This window comes from Oceanimonas baumannii, from assembly GCF_002245495.1.
GTDB lineage: Bacteria > Pseudomonadota > Gammaproteobacteria > Enterobacterales > Aeromonadaceae > Oceanimonas > Oceanimonas baumannii.
Genome location: NZ_NQJF01000008.1, coordinates 20243 through 40304, shown reverse-complemented (window position 1 = coordinate 40304; position 20062 = coordinate 20243). Strand labels below are relative to the sequence as shown.

Below are 20062 nucleotides of genomic sequence, written 5' to 3'. Positions count from 1 at the left end.
ATCAGCTTGATTTTCGTACCCGCAGGTACCATTCGGACAGCAGCCGGACCTGCTTGCGGGTGTAACCTTTTTCCATCATGCGATCCACGAAGTCGTCGTGCTTTTTCTGCTCGTCGGCACTGGTTTTCGCATTGAAGGAAATAACCGGCAACAGCTCTTCGGTATTGGAGAACATTTTCTTCTCGATAACGGTTCTGAGCTTCTCGTAGCTGGTCCAGTTGGGATTTTTACCGGCGTTATTGGCCCGGGCCCGCAGCACGAAGTTAACGATTTCGTTACGGAAGTCTTTCGGGTTGCTGATGCCGGCCGGTTTTTCAATTTTCTCCAGTTCAGCATTAAGGGCGGCCCGGTCAAACAGCTGGCCGGTATCCGGATCCCGGTATTCCTGATCCTGAATCCAGAAGTCTGCGTAGGTAACATAACGGTCAAAGATGTTCTGACCGTACTCGGAGTAGGACTCAAGATAGGCGGTCTGAATTTCCTTGCCGATAAACTCGACATATTTGGGGATCAGATAGCCCTTGATGAACTCCAGGTAGCGGTCGTGCACGTCCTGGGGAAACTGCTCCCGTTCAATCTGCTGCTCAAGTACATAGAACAGGTGTACCGGGTTGGCGGCCACTTCGGCGTGATCGAAGTTGAATACCCGGGACAGAATTTTGAACGCAAAGCGGGTGGATAGCCCGTTCATGCCTTCATCCACACCGGCATAATCACGGTATTCCTGATAGGACTTGGCCTTAGGATCCGTGTCTTTCAGGGTTTCACCGTCATAAACCCGCATTTTGGAGTAAATACTGGAGTTATCAGGCTCTTTAAGTCGTGACAGAACCGTAAACTGAGCCAGGGTTTCCAGAGTGCCGGGGGCACACTTGGCAGTGGACAATTCGCTGTTGGTCAGCAGTTTCTGATAGATTTCCACTTCTTCGGTCACACGCAGGCAATAAGGTACCTTGACGATGTAAACCCGATCGAGGAAGGCTTCATTGTTTTTGTTGTGTTTAAAGTGCTGCCATTCGGACTCGTTGGAGTGGGCCAGAATGATACCGTCAAAGGGCAGGGCAGAGAGGCCTTCGGTACCGTTGTAGTTGCCTTCCTGAGTGGCCGTCAGTAACGGGTGCAGTACCTTGATAGGCGCTTTGAACATTTCCACGAATTCCATCATGCCCTGATTGGCCTTACAGAGGGCACCGGAATAGGAGTAGGCATCGGCGTCATCCTGGGCATAGTGTTCCAGTTTACGGATATCGACTTTACCTACCAGGGAAGAGATGTCCTGGTTATTGTCATCACCGGGTTCGGTTTTGGCTACGGCAATCTGGTCCAGCACCGACGGATAGACTTTTTCCACCCGAAAACGGGTGATATCACCGCCATACTCGTGCAGACGCTTGACGGCCCAGGGTGACATGATGGGGCGCAGGTAGCGGCGCGGAATGCCGTATTCCTGCTCCAGGATGGGACCGTCTTCGGTCATGTCAAACAAACAGAAAGGATGGTCATTTACCGGTGAGCCTTTGATGCGGTATATGGGCACTTTCTGCATTAATGCCTTGAGACACTCGGCCAGAGACGACTTACCGCCGCCGACCGGACCCAGCAGATAGAGAATCTGTTTCTTTTCTTCCAGCCCCTGAGCGGCATGTTTAAGGTAGGAAACAATCTGTTCAATGCTTTCTTCCATGCCGTAAAAGTCGGCGAAAGCAGGGTAGCGGGCGATTACCCGGTTGGAAAACAGCCGGCTGTATCTCGGTACCTGTGCGGTGTCGATCATTTCCGGCTCACCGATGGCCATCAGCAACCGCTCGGAGGCGGAGGCATAACAGCTTTTGTCTTCGCGGCAGAGGTCAAGGAATTCCTGCAGGCCGTATTCTTCTTCCTTGGCTTTTTCATAGCGCGATTGATAGTGCTCGAAAATACCCATGGTCATTCCCCCTGATTTACCTTTGGCTCATTTAAATGACAGAGCCGTGCGCACACACATTTCATTTCCTTGTTGATAAGGTTAGTCATGGTTTTGTCATTGTGCTCGTGTAAGACACGGAAAAAACTGACATTTGTTTAATTGAGAAGCAGTTTCGGAGTGAGCTGCAAGCGGGCTGCCAGGGATGGCACCGGGAAATGAACAGAGAGAATGAGCTTCCTTACTGTAACGTTAACGTAAAGGTGCTTCCGGGGTGTGATATCTGGCGTTCTTTCTGTTTTTTTTACGTTGACTTCACATTTTGCTCCGGTTACATTGAACGAGCATCATGGTCTGAACATTTGTTGTAGCCAATTAGAGCAAGTTTTCAGGTGAGGTGCATAGCTCTGTTTAAGCACGTTTCCGTTTGTTTGACCCTCGCCAGCCGAGGGTTTTCTTTTATCTGTCACATAATCTTACCTTGACGTAAACGTTACGTATAATCTCTTGTTCGATTATTTTGAATGACTTGACCTTCAATTTATCGTTTAAATTTGGCTCCTCTTTTCTTACTCTTATATGCATTCATTCAGACATAAGAATGTTTGTTCAGTATTTCTGCACTTTCTTTTTGACGATATTCTGTGCCAAGGAGCGTATTTCATGAGTAAAACATTGATCCTCAAATCCAGTATTCTCGGAGAAGATTCCGCATCGGGAATGCTGACGGATCATTATATTGCACAGCTGGATGAGCCGAACCTGAACGTTCGTGATTTGGCTGCCATTCCGCTTCCTGTGCTTGATGGCAGGGGGGCTCAGGCATTGCGCGGAGGAGAGAACCTGGATGAGCAACAGCGTCATCTGCTGGCGCTGTCGGATCAGTTGATTGATGAGCTGAAAGCCGCCGAGCACATTGTTATTGCTGCCCCCATGTATAATTTTCATGTACCGGCACAGTTGAAAGCCTGGATTGACCTGGTGTGCCGGGCCGGGGTGACTTTCCGTTATACCGACAAGGGGTCTGAAGGCCTGTTAACAAACAAGAAGGTCGTGGTCATCACCACCCGGGGCGGTTTGCACAAAGATACGCCACAGGATTTCATCACTCCTTATATGAGAACCATTCTGGGCTTTCTGGGTATCACTGAGGTGGAGTTTGTCTATGCAGAAGGCATGGGCATGGGCGGAAGCCTGCGGGAGCAGGAGCTTAATAATGCCAAGGCCCATCTGAGCCGGCTGGCTGCACATTAACCGCAATAGAAAGAGGCTGCCTGTGGCAGCCTCTTTTATTTGGACCGGTCAGCTGAACTGCTGGCGAATGCAACGTTCCAGAATGCCGATGGTCTGATCCACATGTTCTTTCTCCAGGATCAGGGGAGGAGACATGGCAATGGCATCACCCAGCGAGCGTAACATCAGTCCCTGTTCCCAGGCATTGCTCTGAACACCAGGACCGGTACTGCCAGCCTTGCCAGCCGGTGCTTCAAACTCGACTGCGGCAATCAGTGAATAGTTACGAATATCGATGACGCCAGGCAAGCCTTTCAGACTGTGCAGACCCCGTTCAAAGTACTGACTTATTTCACCGTCAGCGGCGCCGCGCTGATACAGACCTTCCTGTTCATAGACATCGAGGGTTGCCATGGCAGCAGCACAGGCTAGCGGATGCGCTGAATAGGTATAGCCATGGTAAAACTCTACGCCGCTGGCGCTGGCTTCCACAACGGCATCGTGAATATGATCACCGGCCAGTACGGCACCCATGGGGGCAGCCCCGTTGGTCAGTCCCTTGGCCGTGGTCATGATATCTGGCAGCACATCAAAGGTCTGGCTGGCAAACACGTTGCCGGTACGGCCAAAACCACAGATCACCTCGTCAAAGATAAGCACAATGCCGTGCTTATCGCAGATTTCGCGAATGCGTTTCAGATAACCTACCGGCGGCGGAAGTACGCCTCCTGCTCCGGTAATGGGCTCGATGATCACGGCAGCAATGCGGCTGGCGTCGTGCAGATTGATCAGCTTTTCAAGCTCGTTGGCCATTTCCACACCGCCATGGAGAGGCAGACCGCGGGAAAAGGCGTTTCGGGACAAGTCCTGAGTATGGGACAGGTGATCAGTGGGCAGCCACTGTCCAAAGGCCTTGTAGTTGCCGGTAATGCCACCTACCGAGATGCCCCCGAAGTTCACGCCGTGATAACCGCGTTCCCGGCCGATAAACAGCTGCCGGCCGGTATCTCCTTTGGCATGGTGATAGGCCAGGGCCATTTTCAGGGCGGTTTCTACCGACTCTGAGCCTGAGTTGGTGTAGAACACCCGGTTCAGGTTACCCGGAGCCAGGGAGGCAAGGCGCTCGGAAAGTTCAAAGGACAGCGGATGACCAAAGCCAAAGCAGGGGGCGTAGTCCAGCTCCCGTGCCTGACGGCCGATGGCTTCGGCAATGTGCGGATGGCCATGACCGGCGTTGCTGCACCACAGGCCTGCAGTCATGTCGAGAACCTGACGATTATCATCTGTGGTCCAGTACATGCCTTTGGCCCCGGTTAACATGCGGGGGCTGGCTTTAAAGCCCTTGTTGGGCGTAAAGGGCATCCAGTGAGCATTCAGTGATTGATGGTTCATTGCAGCACTCTCTCAGACTTTTGTTATTGGCGCTTATCGCTAAGTGACTGCCAGTGTGAATAAAATGTAATAAGGATAAAATGACAACCTTTCAATGTTCAGTTTGGTCCGGCTCAACCCGGCAATACGATACCGTGTTTTTTATGGCCGTTTGCAGACGATAAACCTGGATCGGCAGGCGGTAATAATACCTTGTTATGCCAACATTCATGTGAGTGAAACTAATTATCACCTGACCAGGCTTGTGGTGCCGCTCTTTAATGTCAATCAGGAACAGAAATGACGGGCATCAGCCTCTCAGGGATCGCGGGTATGAGCTGTAAAAATGATCCGGAATGAAGCTATATTTCCTGATGTGGTAAGTTACTGCACCGAATCGACGGTGTTCTGCTGTTGATGCTTACTTGCTGCCGGGCCGCCTGAAGCCCGGCTTGATTTTTCTCCTGGCTGGCGATACGGGCATATGGTGGCTGAGCAACTGGCAAATGCAGCGGCTTCAGGGGGAGTAAACCTGAGTGAAATAGGCCGCGACACGTTCGCCAGCCTTGCGGGGAGTACAGCAGAATAGGTGAAATAAAAAAGCCCGCTCATTTGAGCGGGCTTTGCAATCTGGTGCGTTCTAGTGGATTCGAACCACCGACCCCCACCATGTCAAGGTGGTGCTCTAACCAACTGAGCTAAGAACGCGGAATAATTGGTGCGTCCTAGTGGATTCGAACCACCGACCCCTACCATGTCAAGGTAGTGCTCTAACCAACTGAGCTAAGGACGCAAAACATAAAATCTGGTGCGTTCTAGTGGATTCGAACCACCGACCCCCACCATGTCAAGGTGGTGCTCTAACCAACTGAGCTAAGAACGCACAATGCCTTCAGGCGCTGCGTATACTAGCCAAGGGGGACAGGGGGGGCAAGCATTTTTTGTTCCATAACAACCGGATGGAGAACAATTGCTCAACCTGGGGGCAAATCACAGCGGTGCAGAAAGCGTTGCCAGGCTTTTGCATGATCAAGCGTAAGCTGACGATAGCGGCGATAGATGTGGCTGTTCAGGCCTGAAGCATACCAGTGGCGATATTCTGCGACCTCGGCTTGTCGTGCCGGCGGTGGTATCAGACTTTGCTCGAGTAGCGGAGCAAGACGTACAAAATGACGGTCGAGTTCAGTCAGTTGTGCCTGAATATCCTTGATATAGTAGTGCTCCATGGCATTGCGCAACCGTCTGGCGTCTTCTTTCCCGGCAGGGCCACAGTTGAATTGCTCAAGCCGGGAAAGGAATAGCAGGCTTTGGTGCAGATAATGACTGGCGCTGTGCAGGGAATAATACAGCTCGCCCAGATAGTCGTTGTTATACAAGCCGCTGAGCCGTTCGGTGAACTCATCGCTGTTTACATCCGGGGTTGAAGCTGGGGCCTGAGACAATAACTGCAGAGCCGCAAACAGGGAAAAGGCATTATAGGTGGCCTGAAAGTCGGGCATGGCCGGACGCTGACGGGGAGTGAGCGCCGCGCGTATCTCCGGCTCGGCGACCATCATGTTCCAGTAAAACCCGGGCAACAGCGGTGCCTTTTGCTGCTGCAAGTCTGTCAGCCAGCTGCGCAGGGCCTTATCGTTACTGCGGGAAAGGCAATCGTTCAGACCTTGCTGAAACTGCAGATGATACATGAACACGGCACCGGCCTGCTGACTCTTCCCGACCGGACTGTTGTGCTCACCAACCAGCGTCAGCAGCCGGCACTCACCCAGTTTCAGGGTGTCCAGCAGGCCGGCGCTGACACGGGGTTGCGACAGTTGCAGAGTCCGTTGTGCCGGCAGAGGGGGCAGGGGCGGTGGCTGGCTCAGCTCAGGGGGAGCCGTGTCGAGCACACTGGCCACCCTGGCGAGATACGTTGTGAAGGAGGTTTTTAAGGTTTGCCGGTCGTTACAGCCCGTCAACCAGAGGCAGACCAGCACAATCGCGATGATGGACCTGTTCATAAATCCTGTATAACCGCCGGATCAGTAAAAATGCCGCTATGGTTAAGCCTACCAGAAAACCGATCCAGAAGCCGTGGGGGCCCATGGCCGGCACCAGCCAGTCGGTAAGGCCCAGCACCATTCCTATCGGTAAACCACAGCACCAGTAAGCAAACAGGGTGATATAAAAAATCACCTGAGTGTCTTTGTAGCCCCGTAGAGCTGCGGCAGTGATGACCTGTACCGAGTCGGATATTTGATACAGTGAGGCGAGCAGCAACAGGCTGGCTGCCAGCTCCAGTACAAAGGTATCATCGGTATAGATACCGCTGATCCAGTCGCGGGCGAGGGCGGTTCCCACCGCAGTCAGAACGGCGGTGAGGGTGCCAAAACCAATACCGACAATACTGGCCACTTTGGCCTGTTCGGCCCGGCCTTCTCCCAGGCTGTGGCCTACCCGGATCGTCAGCGCCATTCCCAGACTGAGGGGCAGCATAAAAATAATGCTCGAAAAGTTAATCGCTATCTGATGCCCGGCGACGACATCAGCGCCCAGCGGGGCCAGCAGCAATGCCACCACGGTAAACAGGGTCACTTCACAGAAAATGGCCATGGCAATGGGAAAGCCCAGCCTGAAGATGCGGCCGATGCGGGCCATATCCGGTGCGGTGAGGGTGGCAAACACGGCAAACCGACTCAGCAGGGCAGAACGGTGTGTATAAATAATCATGGCAATGAGCATGGCCCAGAACACCAGCGCCGAGGCGTAGCCACAGCCCACACCACCCAACTGAGGTAACCCGAATTTGCCATGGATCAGCACATAATTGGCGGGCACATTGATGCCAAGGCCGATAAATCCGATCATCATGGTGGGCTTGGTGTGTGACAGTCCTTCGCTGAAATTACGCAGCACCTGATACAGGGCATAGGCCGGCATACCCCAGAGAATTCCGTGTAAATAGCCGGTGGTTTTTTCTGCCAGGAGTGGCTCAATGTCCATCCAGTGCAGTATCATGGGGGAAAAGTACAGGGCCAGAGAGGCGGGGATCATGACCATCAGGGTCAGCCAGAAGCCCTGATGTACGGCCCCGGCTACCTCGTTTTGCCGGCGGGCACCGTTCAGTTGCGAGATAATGGGCGTCAGTGCCATCACTACGCCCTGAACCAACAGAATAATCGGCAACCAGAAACTGGTAGCCACTGCCACTGCTGCCATGTCGGTGGCACTGATCTGCCCGGCCATTACCGTATCAACAAAGCTCATGGTGGTCTGTGCTACTTGAGCCACCAGAATGGGGCCGCACAAACGCAGCAAATGACGCGTTTCTGGCAGGAAAGAAGAGAGCGACATGGTTTTCTCACTTGAAAGCGGCAAGCGGCACGGAGAAATGTACCGGGCATTGCAGAGTTAATAAACGTGGAACAGGGTGACTTTTAATTTCCCCTACGCCGGAAATATAACCGCTAATGTCGTTTATTCCCATTATTTTTAACTGTTTGTTAGGGGGTTACGTTATGTTTACTGGAATTGTTCAGGGGCAGGGAATCCTGCTGGATTTGAAAATAAAAAATGACTTTCAGACCCATGTGATAGCCATGCCGGCGGCCATGTTGCCGGGCCTGACGCTGGGCGCTTCTGTGGCGCACAATGGCTGCTGCCTTACCGTGACCGCGATTGATGGTGAGCGAGTGAGTTTTGATCTGATGCAGGAAACCCTGAAGATCACCAATCTTGGCGATCTGAAAGCAGGCGATTTGGTTAATCTGGAGCGAGCGGCTCGTTTCGGAGACGATATTGGCGGTCATGCCATGTCGGGCCACATTATGGCCATGAGCGAATTGCTGGAGCGTGTTGAAACCGAGACCAATACCACGCTGCGTTTTTCCGTGCCTGAGGGGCTGGGAAAGTTCCTGTTTACCAAAGGTTATATCGGTATTGATGGTATTAGTCTGACATTGGGAGCCGTTACCCCAGCATGTTTTTCAGTACACCTTATTCCGGAAACCCTGGCGAGGACTAACCTGGGCACGGTTCAACCCGGATACAGGGCTAATATTGAAGTTGATCCACAGACACAGGCCATTGTAGAAACAGTGGAGAGGGTAATGTCCAGCCGCTGAATTGACCGGTACCACAGCTGCAGCTGTGGTTTTATTATCTGGTTATGCCAACATACAAATGCTACCAAACAACAATTAGCCGGAGTTCCAGCTCACCGTCGGTGTCAAACTCAGTACTCATTTCGGCCAAAGTATCACCAAAGTAACGTTAAAAGAGGTAAATTAAAGTCAGTTCACACAATTACGCCACATTTCATGGCTCTGGCAGTAGGCAACACGTACTTTTTCTAACATACTGAACGGCCAATAAATTTCGACACTCCAAGGAAACAGGATGACTAACCGACTGTGGATAATACCGGCCCTGATTTGCTCTGCCAGCGCCATGGCCGCCACTGATACTATTTATGTTCAGGCTTCCCGAGGAAGCTTTAACGATGCGGCGATTCATAAATTATTCAGCCAATCTCCGCACCTGCAGTCAGAGCTCGAATTTTCCGGTACTCCCACTAATGCATTCCAGCGGGCAGATGAGCAAAATGCGCTGGCATTTGTTGCCGTGGCAAATTCAACCATTGATGGAAAACTGGTGCAGGCAACCGTGGATGCAATGGAGCAGTACCAGGTGACTGAGCTGAAAGGATTCATCACGACACCGATTGAAATGTGTGTGTTGATGAACAGCAAAGATGTGGCAAGTGAACAGCCCATCACTCTGCTTGCTTCTCATCCGGCCGCGCTGAAACAGATTAATGGCTGGAAAGCAACCGTGCAGGCCAAAGAGCTGGAAGTACCGGAAGGAACTGCTGCCGCAGCGAAAAAAGTGTCAGAGCAGGAACTGCCGGCCGGAACCGCTGCCGTCGGAGCCTGTGTGCTGGATAGCGCTTATCCGGATCTGAGCATTGTGGCTCGGGGAGTGCAGGATAATAAAAATAACCGTACGTCATTTATTCTGGCTGATGTTGCCAAACGGGATGCGCCTATAGACGAAGAGCAAGCCCGGGTTGTGCTGCAGCAGGTCATTGATGAAGGTATCAAGCTTTACGGCGAGAACCTGCAGTAGTCATGCCCAGCCCCCTTATTCATAAAGGGGGCCTCTTGGTTATACCTACCTTCAGTTGTTACCGAAATATACCAGCATCAGAAATATTGCTCATCATCAGCATCAACGCTGATCTCAACATTATCGGTCAGCTCATTTCTTAACACATGAATATGCATGGCGTTACAGCAGGCCTGACAATCTTCGTAATAGTCCTGATCCCCGGCAGTGGCATCAACCTCAATACGGGTATGATGGCCGCAATGAGGGCAGACAACATTAGTCTCAAAATACTCACGCATGTGGTCCTCCTGATCATCAGGCATCGGGCAGACTCTGGCATGAACGGCCTCCGTCAAGCGCAATGATCTGACCGGTCAGATAGGCCGGTCCTTCCAATAAAAAGGCAACGGTGTCGGCGATTTCACCAGGGGTTCCCAGCCGGCCCATGGGGACAGACGCCAGCACCCGCTGTTTCTGGACATCATTCAGTTCATGCTCAGGCCAGAGAATGGGGCCGGGTGCGATACCATTGACCCGTACCAGAGGAGCCAGCTCTGCGGCCAAAGCCCGGGTCAAGGTCATCAGGGCATTTTTGGCCATGCTGTAGGGCAGGTGATCTCGTAACCCGTTGGCAGCGTGGATATCCACCATATTCACTATGTTGCCTTTCTCCTGTTGCAGTGAAGGCAGCAGTGCCTGACTCAATAGCAAGGGAGCCACCGCGTTGGTCGCCGAGAGCTCCAGCCATTGGGTTGGGGTAATCTCTCCGAAGCGGGTGGGGTAAAAAGCGGATGCGTTATTAATCAGAGCACTGATACGACCAAAGCAGCCTAATGCTCGATCGGCCATAGCATTGATGGCATCGAGCTGGGTGAGATCCTGCTGCAGCAATTGAACACTGTTGGGGCGGACCGTGTTCAGCTCATTGGCAAGCATACCTGCCTGTGCTTCACTGTTGTGATAATGCAGCACAAGGTTGAATCCCCTCGCGTGCAGGCAGCGGCTGATTTCGGCACCAATCCGTCGTGCAGCACCGGTTAACAAGACCACGGGAGGCATTATGGCTTCTCCTGATAGGCAATAATGTTGAATAAACTGGTTTTGGCCTGCTTTATATAGGCCTCACCAAACAGGTTCACGTGGTTCAGCAGGTGATAGAGATTATAAATATCCCGTCGTTCCCGATAGCCTTCACCCCGGGGCCAGACCGCATCGTAACCCTGATAAAAAGAGCTGGGAAACTGGCCGAAAAGTTCGGTCATGGCAATATCGGTTTCCCGGTCGCCGAAGTAACTGGCAGGGTCAAACAGAACGCCCTGTTGATCATCAAACCCAAGATTGCCACGCCACAAATCGCCGTGCAACAAACTTGCCCTGGGCTGATGACCGGCCAGCCGGTTTTTGATTGCCCCGGTGATCTCTTCAATATCACCAAAGTGAATGCCTTTTTCATTCAGCAACTGCAATTGCCAGCCAATGCGCTGCTCGGCAAAAAAGGTCGCCCATTTTTTATGCCAGATATTGGGTTGTACTGTGGTACCGATAAAGTTGTCTTCGTCCCAGCCATACATGGGCTGTGCCGAACCCATGTGCAGGTGAGCCAGCTGCCGGCCCAGCATATGCCAGTCCTGATCTCCGGCGTGGCCAAGCGGTATATATTCCAGTACCAGAAAGCTGCTGCTGACCGTGGTGCCACAACACACGGGGCGGGGAACCTTGAGTGTCTGAGTATTAAGCAAATGCTCGAGGGCGGTCCATTCCGCACGGAACATATCCACACCGGCACGGTCATTTAATTTAACGAAGAACGTATGCCGGCCATCGCTGATACGAAATGCCTGGTTGATTTCACCACCACTGATCTGTGAACGCTCGGTGATATTGAAGTCGGTGTGCATTGCCTCACCGATCTGACTGGCTATCGCTGGCCACATACACTTTCACTCCACTGACTCATGTTTTGCCACCAGTATAGGCTAAAAGCAGTTGCCGTCAGTGACTTAACCAACGAGGAATCTGCATGATTGAACGTATCAAGCAATGGCTGAACCACTCACCCGCAGAGGATCCTGTCGCGATGCAGGAAGAAGTGGCGATAGCAGCCCTGTTGAGTGAAGTGATGCTCGCTGATGGTGTCGCCACCGGCGATGAGCAAGGGTGTCTGGAGTCGTTATTATGTCGCATTTCCGGCCGGCCCCCGGATGAGGTTCATCAGTGGTTGCAGCAGGGCAGGGCATATCAGGATGAGGCCATCTCCTTATACGAATTTACCCGCCACCTGAAAGCGCTGCCCATAGTGCGTCGTGAGTCAATATTACAGGCCCTGTGGCAAATGGCGCTCGCCGATGGTGAGCTGGATCCTCAGGAGGAAGGCATCATACGCCAGGTCGCCGAGCTGCTTTATATTCCCCACAATCGCTTTATTCAGCTCAAACTGGCCGTTGAAAACCCGTCCGGATAACCGTCCCGTCATGGCGATGTCAGATGAATTCTGATACTCTTTTGCTCCCGACCTGTGCCGCCGGATAACACCCATTGCGTGCCAGGCTGGCCGGGTAACGCCAGATGGTCGGGAATATCATGAATCATTATTCTTTTCATCACATACATGTGCGCTTTGGTAGGGTGCACCACTGTTAAGGACATTTCATGCCGACAATTACTCTTCCTGATGGCAGTCAACGCCATTTCGACAACCCCGTCACCATTATGGATGTTGCCCAGGACATTGGTCCGGGTCTGGCCAAGGCCTGCATCGCCGGTCGCATTGACGGTGAGCTGGCGGATGCCTGTGAGCTGATCAGCAACGATGCCAGCCTTTCGATCATTACCGCCAGGGATCAGGATGGTCTGGAGATCATCCGTCACTCCTGTGCTCACCTGCTGGGACACGCCATCAAGCAGCTGTGGCCCGACACCCGTATGGCCATTGGCCCGGTGATCGAAAACGGCTTTTATTATGATGTTGACCTCGAGCATACGCTGACCGAAGAAGACATTCAGAAGCTTGAAGCCCGTATGCTGGAGCTGGCCAAAACCGAATACGCGGTGATCAAGAAAAAGGTCAGCTGGCAGGAAGCGCGGGATACTTTTGCCCGTCGGCATGAGTCATACAAAATCGAGATCCTCGATCAAAACGTGAGCCAGAACGATAAGCCCGGTCTGTATCACCACGAAGAATATGTCGACATGTGTCGTGGCCCGCACGTGCCCAACATGCGCTTCTGTCAGCATTTCAAACTGCAGAAGGTATCCGGAGCATACTGGCGTGGTGATTCCAAAAACAAGATGCTGCAACGCATTTATGGTACCGCCTGGGCTGACAAAAAAGCGCTCAAGTCTTATCTGGTGCAGCTCGAAGAAGCCGCCAAGCGTGATCACCGCAAAATAGGCAAACAGCTCGACCTGTATCATATGCAGGAAGAAGCTCCGGGCATGGTGTTCTGGCACAATGATGGCTGGACCATCTTCCGTGAGCTGGAAGGCTTTGTGCGTGACAAACTTCGCGAATACAAATATGAAGAGGTGAAAGGTCCCTTCATGATGGACCGGGTATTGTGGGAGAAGTCCGGTCACTGGGACAAGTATGCCGAAAACATGTTCACCACCCACTCCGAAAGCCGGGACTACGCCATCAAGCCGATGAACTGTCCGGGCCATGTACAGATCTTCAATCAGGGCCTCAAGTCCTACCGGGATTTGCCGCTGCGGATGGCTGAGTTTGGTTGCTGTCATCGTAACGAGCCCAGCGGTGCGTTGCATGGTCTGATGCGGGTGCGTGGCTTTACCCAGGATGATGCCCACATCTTCTGTACCGAAGACCAAATTCAGAGTGAAGTGTCTGCCTGCATCAAGATGGTGTATGACACTTATGAAACCTTTGGTTTCACCAACATTGCGGTCAAGCTGTCCACCCGTCCGGAGCAGCGCATCGGCAGTGATGAAATCTGGGACAAGGCCGAGCTGGCCCTGGAAGAAGCGCTCAAGGCCTATGGCATTGAATATGAGCTGCAGCCGGGCGAGGGGGCGTTTTATGGCCCGAAAATCGAATTTACTCTGCATGACTGCCTGAATCGTGCCTGGCAATGTGGTACGGTACAACTTGATTTTGCTCTGCCGGGCCGTTTGGGTGCCAGCTATGTCGGTGAAGATAACGAGCGCCACGTGCCGGTGATGATCCACCGTGCCATCCTGGGCTCTCTCGAGCGCTTCATCGGTATTCTGATCGAGGAATACGCCGGTTTGTTCCCGACCTGGCTGGCTCCGACTCAGGCTGTGGTACTGAATATTACCGATAACCAGGCCGATTATGCCAAAAATCTGGTTGAGTCCCTGAATAATATTGGAATTCGGGCCAAGGCAGACTTGAGAAATGAGAAAATTGGCTTTAAAATCCGGGAGCATACTCTTAAGCGGGTACCTTTCATGCTGGTCTGCGGCGACAAAGAAGTCGAAGCCGGCAAGGTAGCGGTTCGTACCCGAAAAGGCCAGGATCTGGGAACCTTTGATGTTGAGGCACTGATTGCCCTCATCAAGGAAGAGGTTCAGACCCGCGGAAAGAAAACAGTGGAGGATAGGTTATAAAAGGCGCCAAAAAAGGGGGCAAGCCCGCTCCCCGTAATCGACTGAATGAAGAAATCCGACTGAAAGAAGTTCGTCTGGTCGGCCTGGAAGGTGAAGCATTGGGGGTCGTGTCCATCAATGAGGCACTGAGCGCTGCCAGCGAGGCGGGCGTCGATCTGGTAGAAATCAGTCCCAATGCCGAGCCTCCCGTTTGCCGTATCATGGATTACGGCAAGTTCCTTTACGAAAAAAGTAAAGCGACAAAGGAACAGAAGAAAAAGCAGAAACAAATCCAGGTCAAGGAAATTAAATTCCGGCCCGGTACTGATGAAGGCGACTATCAGGTAAAGCTACGCAACCTGATTCGCTTTTTGGAAGAAGGCAACAAAGCCAAAGTCACGCTGCGGTTCCGTGGTCGTGAAATGGCGCACCAGGAGCTGGGTTTTGACCTGCTTAACCGCATCAAAACCGAACTCGAAGAGCTTGCTGTGGTTGAGTCCTTTCCCAAGCTGGAAGGCCGCCAGGCAGTGATGGTGCTTGCCCCTAAAAAGAAACAGTAAGGTTTTGCAAGTAGCCGGGCATTGCGTCCGGCTCGCCTTGTCTGTTTGATGTTATTAACAATGCGGAGTATTTCATGCCTAAGATGAAATCCAACAAAGGCGCTGCCAAGCGCTTTAAAAAGACCGGCTCTGGTGGCTTCAAGCGCAAGCAGTCCCACCTGCGTCACATCCTCACCAAGAAAAGCACCAAGCGTAAGCGTCAGCTGCGCGGTAAGTGTCTGGTAGCGGCGTCTGACGTTGCCCAGATCAAATCCATGCTGCCCACCGCTTAAGAGGAGAGTGAACAATGCCAAGAGTTAAACGTGGTGTAACTGCACGCGCTCGTCACAAGAAAATTCTGAAACAGGCCAAAGGTTATTACGGTGCCCGTTCACGCGTTTATCGCGTAGCGGTACAGGCTGTAACCAAAGCCGGTCAGTATGCCTATCGTGACCGTCGTCAGAAGAAGCGTCAGTTCCGTCAGCTGTGGATTGCCCGTATCAACGCGGCTTCCCGTCAGAACGGTCTGTCTTACAGCCGCTTCATCAATGGTCTGAAAAAGGCCTCTGTTGAAATCGATCGCAAGATCCTGGCTGATATTGCCGTACACGACAAAACCACCTTCACTGCTTTGGTTGCCAAAGCAAAAGAAGCCCTGGCTTAAGTCGGTTTACGACAGTTTTCAAAGGAGGCTCCGGCCTCCTTTTTTATTGCCCTTACACCGGCTGCAGGCTGGAAGCAAACGGGCATTTCCTTTATTATCAAGACCTTTCTAATTATCAAGCGTCCGTGTATACGGGCAAATCAACGAGGAATACATGGATCAGCTGGAAGACGTGATCGTCAAGGCGCAGGCGGAGATCCAGGCTGCCGCCACTGCCGCCGAACTGGATGAAATCCGGGTTCGCTACATGGGCAAGAAGGGCACCTTCACCGAGCAGTCAAAGGCACTCGGCAAGCTGTCTCCGGAAGAACGCCCTGCTGCGGGTCAGGCCATCAACCAGGCCAAACAGGCCGTCAATGATGCCCTTAACGCCAAGCGTGAAGCACTGCAACTGGCCGAACTCAATGCCAAACTGGCGAGTGAAACCCTGGACATTACCCTGCCAGGTCGCCGCCAGGTCAGTGGTGGTCTGCACCCGGTCAGCCGCACCATCAAGCGTATCGAGTCCTTTTTCGGTGAGCTGGGCTTTCAGGTGGCCGAAGGTCCGGAAATCGAAGACGATTTCCACAACTTTGACGCTCTTAACATTCCGGCCCATCACCCGGCCCGGGCTGATCACGATACTTTCTATTTCAACCCCAAGCTGATGCTGCGCACCCAGACCTCCGGGGTGCAGATCCGTACTATGGAACATCAAAAGCCGCCCATTCGCATCATCTCGCCGGGCCGGGTGTATCGTAACGACTACGATCAGACCCACACGCCCATGTTCCATCAAGTGGAAGGCCTGCTGGTGGATGAAAACGTCAGTTTTACCCAGCTCAAGGGTGTGCTGCACGACTTTCTGCATAATTTCTTTGAAGAAGATCTGCAGATCCGTTTCCGCCCCTCTTATTTTCCGTTCACCGAGCCCAGTGCCGAAGTGGATGTGATGGGCAAAAACGGAAAATGGCTGGAAGTGCTGGGCTGCGGCATGGTGCATCCCAACGTACTGCGCTCCGTAGGCATTGACCCCGAGCGTTACAGTGGTTTTGCCTTTGGTATGGGGGTAGAACGCCTGACCATGCTGCGCTATGGCGTGAATGATCTGCGGGCCTTCTTCGAAAATGATCTGCGTTTTCTCAAGCAATTCCGGTAAGCGGCAGGAGCAATAATGAAGTTTTCAAAATCATGGCTGGATGAATGGATCCACACCGGTCTTAATGCCGAGGCCCTTGCCGAACAAATTACCATGGCTGGGCTGGAAGTAGACGGCATTGAGCCTGTTGCCGGCGACTTTTCTCAGGTCGTTGTGGGCGAAGTGGTGGAGTGTGGCCAGCACCCGGATGCTGACAAGCTGCGGGTGACCAAAATCAACGTAGGTGGCGATGAGCTGCTCGATATCGTCTGTGGTGCGCCCAACTGTCGCCAGGGCTTAAAAGTTGCAGTGGCAGTGGTCGGGGCTGTGCTGCCCGGCGATTTTAAAATCAAGAAAGCCAAGCTGCGTGGCCAACCGTCACACGGCATGCTGTGCTCTTACAGCGAGCTGGGCATCGACGTGGAATCGGATGGCATCATCGAGCTGCCTGCCGATGCTCCTGTGGGTACAGACGTCCGTGAATACCTGTCCCTGAACGATGTCATCATTGAAGTGGATCTGACCCCGAACCGTGCCGACTGCCTGAGCCTGGCCGGTCTGGCCCGGGAAGTGGGTGTGCTTAACAGCAAAGATGTATCCTGGCCCGAAATAACTCCGGTTGCCGCCACCATCAATGACCGTTTCGATATTCAGCTGCATGCCCCCGATGCCTGTCCCCGCTATCTGGGCCGGGTGGTCAGGAACATCAACGTCAAGGCAGAAACGCCGCTGTGGATGCAGGAAAAACTGCGTCGCAGCGGTATCCGCAGCATTGATCCGGTAGTGGATATTACCAACTTTGTTCTGCTGGAATGGGGTCAGCCCATGCACGCCTTTGATCTGAATACGCTGAACGGCGGCATCCAGGTCCGGATGGCGGAGCAGGGTGAACAGCTGACCCTGCTGGACGGCAATGAAGTAACCCTGAATGCCGACACCCTGGTGATCGCCGACAGCGAGCGTCCCGTAGCCATGGCCGGCATCTTCGGCGGTGAAGCCACCGGTGTGAACGAGGAAACCCGTGATGTGCTGCTGGAATGTGCCTTCTTCAGCCCGCTGGCGATCACCGGGCGCGCGCGCAGCTACGGCCTGCACACCGATTCTTCCCATCGTTTCGAGCGCGGCGTTGACTATCAGCTGCAGCACAAGGTAATGGAGCGGGCCACCGCACTGTTGCTGGACATCTGTGGCGGCGATGCCGGTCCGGTCATTGAAGCCGTGGCGGAAGACAAATTGCCTGACGCCGCCACCGTGGTGTTGCGTCACGACAAACTGAACCGGCTGATCGGGGTTAATATTGAGGCTGGCAAGGTAACCGAGATGCTGAGCCGCCTGGGACTGGACGTGACCAGCACTGCCGACGGATGGAGTGTGGTGGTGCCGAGCTACCGTTTCGACATCGCCATTGAAGAAGATCTGGTGGAAGAAGTTGCCCGTATTTACGGCTACAACAATATTCCCGATGTGGCGCCTAAGGCTGCTCTGACCATGTCTTCCTACCGCGAGGCGCACTTACCGCCGAGCCGGCTGAAGGACGCGCTGGTGGATCTGGGTTACCAGGAAGCCATTACTTACAGCTTTGTGGATCCGACGCAGCAGCAGCTGATGTTCCCTGACGCCGAACAGATGGTGCTGCCTAACCCTATCGCTGCCGATATGTCTGCCATGCGGGTATCTCTGTGGCCGGGTCTTGTTCAGGCTGCTGTTTATAACCAGAACCGTCAGCAGACCCGCCTGCGTTTATTTGAGCAGGGGCTGACCTTTGTACCGGATAACACAGCCGAAAACGGCGTCCGTCAGACCCCGGTACTGGCCGGCCTGGTATTGGGTCCGGTGGTGGACGAGCACTGGAGCATGAACAGCCAGAATGCCGACTTCTTCGATCTGAAAGGTGATGTGGAAGCACTGCTGAGCTTGTCTGCCGATGAGCTGGCGTTTAGCGTGGAGCGGGCCCAGTTGCCGGTTCTTCACCCGGGTCAGTCGGCACGCCTGCAGCGTAACGGTGAGGCCGTGGGTCACTTTGGTGCACTGCATCCGAATCTGCTGAAAAAGCTGGGTCTCAAGTCACAGGCATACCTGTTTGAAATTGAGCTGTCCGCCCTGACTGAGCGACGGGTGCCTGATGTGGCCGGAGTGTCCCGTTTCCCGGCTAACCGCCGTGATTTGGCTCTGGTTGTCGATCAGAACCTGGCTGCCGCCGATATCCTTGATTTGGTTAGAAAAGTTGGCGGAAATCAGCTGGTTGGATTAAACTTGTTTGACGTATACCAAGGACAGGGCATTGCCGACGGCAAGAAAAGTCTGGCTCTCAGCCTGGTATTGCAGGACACCCAACGGACGTTGGAAGAAAAGGAAATCGCCGACACCGTGGCCCGTATTGTAACGGCGGTTTCCGACGAGTTTAATGCTTCCTTGAGGGATTGAGCTTATGGCGTTAACCAAGGCCGATATAGCAGAACACTTGTTTACCCAGCTTGGCATCAGCAAACGGGATGCCAAGGAGATGGTGGAAGCGTTTTTTGAAGAGATCCGCGCTTCTCTTGAGGAGGGGGAACAGGTCAAGATTTCCGGTTTCGGTAATTTTGAACTGCGTAACAAGGGGGAGCGCCCGGGGCGCAACCCCAAAACCGGGGAAGATATTCCGATCTCGGCCAGGCGGGTTGTTACCTTCCGCCCGGGGCAAAAGCTCAAGGCCCGGGTTGAAAATGCGATGACACCCGAACAGGAATAACGCTGAAAAGCCAGGCATAGCCTGGCTTTTTGTTATGCCTAGACTAAGGCATTATTGGCCCATAAGGCCGCTGGCTGTTAGCCTATGGACAAGATGGAATTAGCAGAGGCATGCATAGCGTGCAGAAAGGAAACATCGTAATACTTACCGGCGCAGGTATTTCTGCCGAGTCGGGCATTCGCACCTTCCGGGCCGCCGATGGCTTGTGGGATGAGCACCACATTGAAGACGTGGCCACACCGGAAGGATACAAGCGCGATCCTGAACTGGTGCAACGTTTTTATAGTGAACGCCGTGAACTGCTTCAACTGGTTGCTCCCAATGCTGCCCATATTGCGCTGGCCCGCCTCGAGGCCGAATGGCCTGAGCAAGTCACCATAGTGACGCAGAATATTGATGATCTGCACGAACGGGCTGGCAGCAAGAATGTGTTGCACATGCACGGTGAACTGCTCAAAGCCCGCTGCCCTCACAGTAATCAGACCATCACCTGGACAGGGCCGTTGCATACTACTGACTTGTGTCATTGCTGTCAGTTTCCCGAGCCGCTGCGCCCCCATGTGGTGTGGTTTGGTGAAATGCCGCTGTTGCTTGATCGTATCTACCAGGCATTGAGTGAGGCCAGTATCTTCGTGGCCATCGGTACGTCGGGCAATGTCTATCCGGCTGCCGGGTTCGTGCACGAAGCGGCGATGCACAATGCCCATACCCTGGAAATTAACCTGGAGCCGAGCGAAGTGCAGAGTCACTTTGATGAGCATCGTTATGGTCCGGCTACGCAAATGGTGACCGGCTGGGTGGATGAGCTACTGCAGAGCCGGCAGCAGAAAGCAGCGTATCGCTACCGCTGATAATC

At 53.3% G+C, this 20062-nt stretch carries 19 protein-coding genes and 3 tRNA genes; 12 read left to right on the top strand and 10 right to left on the bottom strand.

What is annotated here, in order from left to right; genetic code table 11:
• Position 1 precedes the first annotated feature (1 nt).
• Positions 2-1924, bottom strand: coding sequence for a PrkA family serine protein kinase (locus B6S09_RS10425; protein WP_094278578.1), 1923 nt, complete (start codon positions 1922-1924; stop codon positions 2-4).
• Between the two features lie 642 nt (positions 1925-2566).
• On the opposite strand from B6S09_RS10425, the gene B6S09_RS10420 reads away from it, so the two are divergent.
• Complete coding sequence (locus B6S09_RS10420) at positions 2567-3157, top strand: FMN-dependent NADH-azoreductase (RefSeq protein ID WP_094278426.1); 591 nt, start codon at positions 2567-2569, stop codon at positions 3155-3157.
• A gap of 48 nt (positions 3158-3205) precedes the next feature.
• Here B6S09_RS10420 and aptA read toward each other — a convergent pair whose 3' ends face one another.
• The 6 genes from aptA to B6S09_RS10385 all read right to left on the bottom strand — a co-directional run bounded on the left by aptA (position 3206) and on the right by B6S09_RS10385 (position 7837).
• Positions 3206-4528 carry an omega-aminotransferase AptA gene (gene aptA / locus B6S09_RS10415; protein WP_094278425.1) on the bottom strand — a complete coding sequence of 441 codons (1323 nt, stop codon included), beginning with the start codon at positions 4526-4528 and terminating at the stop codon, positions 3206-3208.
• Between the two features lie 610 nt (positions 4529-5138).
• A tRNA-Val gene (locus B6S09_RS10405) sits at positions 5139-5215 on the bottom strand.
• Between the two features lie 8 nt (positions 5216-5223).
• Positions 5224-5300 (bottom strand) — tRNA-Val (locus tag B6S09_RS10400).
• 13 nt (positions 5301-5313) lie between these two features.
• Positions 5314-5390 (bottom strand) — tRNA-Val (locus tag B6S09_RS10395).
• Positions 5391-5481: 91 nt separating this feature from the next.
• Positions 5482-6504, bottom strand: coding sequence for a DUF3080 family protein (locus tag B6S09_RS10390; protein WP_094278423.1), 1023 nt, complete (start codon positions 6502-6504; stop codon positions 5482-5484).
• Positions 6449-7837, bottom strand: coding sequence for an MATE family efflux transporter (locus tag B6S09_RS10385; protein WP_094278422.1), 1389 nt, complete (start codon positions 7835-7837; stop codon positions 6449-6451). The genes B6S09_RS10390 and B6S09_RS10385 overlap by 56 nt, the downstream gene beginning before the upstream one ends.
• A 164-nt stretch (positions 7838-8001) precedes the next feature.
• Here B6S09_RS10385 and B6S09_RS10380 point away from each other — a divergent pair, with 164 nt between their 5' ends.
• Together B6S09_RS10380 and B6S09_RS10375 are read left to right on the top strand one after the other, a co-directional pair.
• Positions 8002-8607 carry a riboflavin synthase subunit alpha gene (locus B6S09_RS10380; RefSeq protein WP_094278577.1) on the top strand — a complete coding sequence of 202 codons (606 nt, stop codon included), beginning with the start codon at positions 8002-8004 and terminating at the stop codon, positions 8605-8607.
• Positions 8608-8881: 274 nt separating this feature from the next.
• A complete protein-coding gene (locus B6S09_RS10375) occupies positions 8882-9610 on the top strand; it encodes a prephenate dehydratase domain-containing protein (RefSeq protein ID WP_094278421.1) in 729 nt (242 codons plus the stop codon).
• Positions 9611-9687: 77 nt separating this feature from the next.
• Here the strand turns inward: B6S09_RS10375 and B6S09_RS10370 are convergent, their stop codons facing one another.
• Genes B6S09_RS10370 through B6S09_RS10360 form a run of 3 tightly spaced genes read right to left on the bottom strand, consistent with a single transcriptional unit; the run spans position 9688 to position 11526 of the window.
• Positions 9688-9891, bottom strand: a complete 204-nt coding sequence (locus B6S09_RS10370; protein ID WP_094278576.1) for a CPXCG motif-containing cysteine-rich protein — start codon at positions 9889-9891, stop codon at positions 9688-9690.
• 16 nt (positions 9892-9907) lie between these two features.
• Positions 9908-10651, bottom strand: coding sequence for a pteridine reductase (locus B6S09_RS10365; protein WP_094278420.1), 744 nt, complete (start codon positions 10649-10651; stop codon positions 9908-9910).
• Entirely contained in the window at positions 10651-11526 is an 876-nt protein-coding gene (locus B6S09_RS10360; RefSeq protein ID WP_094278419.1) for a fructosamine kinase family protein, read from the bottom strand. The genes B6S09_RS10365 and B6S09_RS10360 overlap by 1 nt, the downstream gene beginning before the upstream one ends.
• An 86-nt stretch (positions 11527-11612) precedes the next feature.
• Between B6S09_RS10360 and B6S09_RS10355 the strand changes: the two genes are divergently transcribed.
• The 9 genes from B6S09_RS10355 (at position 11613) to cobB (ending at position 20057) form a co-directional block, all read left to right on the top strand.
• Complete coding sequence (locus tag B6S09_RS10355; RefSeq protein ID WP_094278418.1) at positions 11613-12053, top strand: tellurite resistance TerB family protein; 441 nt, start codon at positions 11613-11615, stop codon at positions 12051-12053.
• 188 nt (positions 12054-12241) lie between these two features.
• Positions 12242-14176, top strand: coding sequence for a threonine--tRNA ligase (thrS, locus tag B6S09_RS10350; protein WP_094278417.1), 1935 nt, complete (start codon positions 12242-12244; stop codon positions 14174-14176).
• Positions 14173-14715, top strand: a complete 543-nt coding sequence (gene infC / locus B6S09_RS10345; RefSeq protein WP_083829462.1) for a translation initiation factor IF-3 — start codon at positions 14173-14175, stop codon at positions 14713-14715. Before thrS ends, infC begins: the two co-directional genes overlap by 4 nt.
• Before the next feature lie 74 nt (positions 14716-14789).
• Positions 14790-14987: a 50S ribosomal protein L35 gene (gene rpmI / locus B6S09_RS10340; protein WP_014292509.1), complete on the top strand. Its 198-nt coding sequence runs from the start codon at positions 14790-14792 to the stop codon at positions 14985-14987.
• 14 nt (positions 14988-15001) lie between these two features.
• Complete coding sequence (gene rplT / locus B6S09_RS10335) at positions 15002-15358, top strand: 50S ribosomal protein L20 (RefSeq protein WP_014292510.1); 357 nt, start codon at positions 15002-15004, stop codon at positions 15356-15358.
• A 154-nt stretch (positions 15359-15512) separates the two neighbouring features.
• Positions 15513-16496, top strand: coding sequence for a phenylalanine--tRNA ligase subunit alpha (gene pheS, locus B6S09_RS10330; RefSeq protein WP_094278416.1), 984 nt, complete (start codon positions 15513-15515; stop codon positions 16494-16496).
• Positions 16497-16511: 15 nt separating this feature from the next.
• Positions 16512-18899: a phenylalanine--tRNA ligase subunit beta gene (pheT, locus tag B6S09_RS10325; protein ID WP_094278415.1), complete on the top strand. Its 2388-nt coding sequence runs from the start codon at positions 16512-16514 to the stop codon at positions 18897-18899.
• Between the two features lie 4 nt (positions 18900-18903).
• Positions 18904-19206, top strand: a complete 303-nt coding sequence (locus B6S09_RS10320; RefSeq protein ID WP_094278414.1) for an integration host factor subunit alpha — start codon at positions 18904-18906, stop codon at positions 19204-19206.
• A 110-nt stretch (positions 19207-19316) separates the two neighbouring features.
• Positions 19317-20057 carry a Sir2 family NAD+-dependent deacetylase gene (gene cobB, locus B6S09_RS10315; RefSeq protein WP_094278413.1) on the top strand — a complete coding sequence of 247 codons (741 nt, stop codon included), beginning with the start codon at positions 19317-19319 and terminating at the stop codon, positions 20055-20057.
• Positions 20058-20062 lie beyond the last annotated feature (5 nt).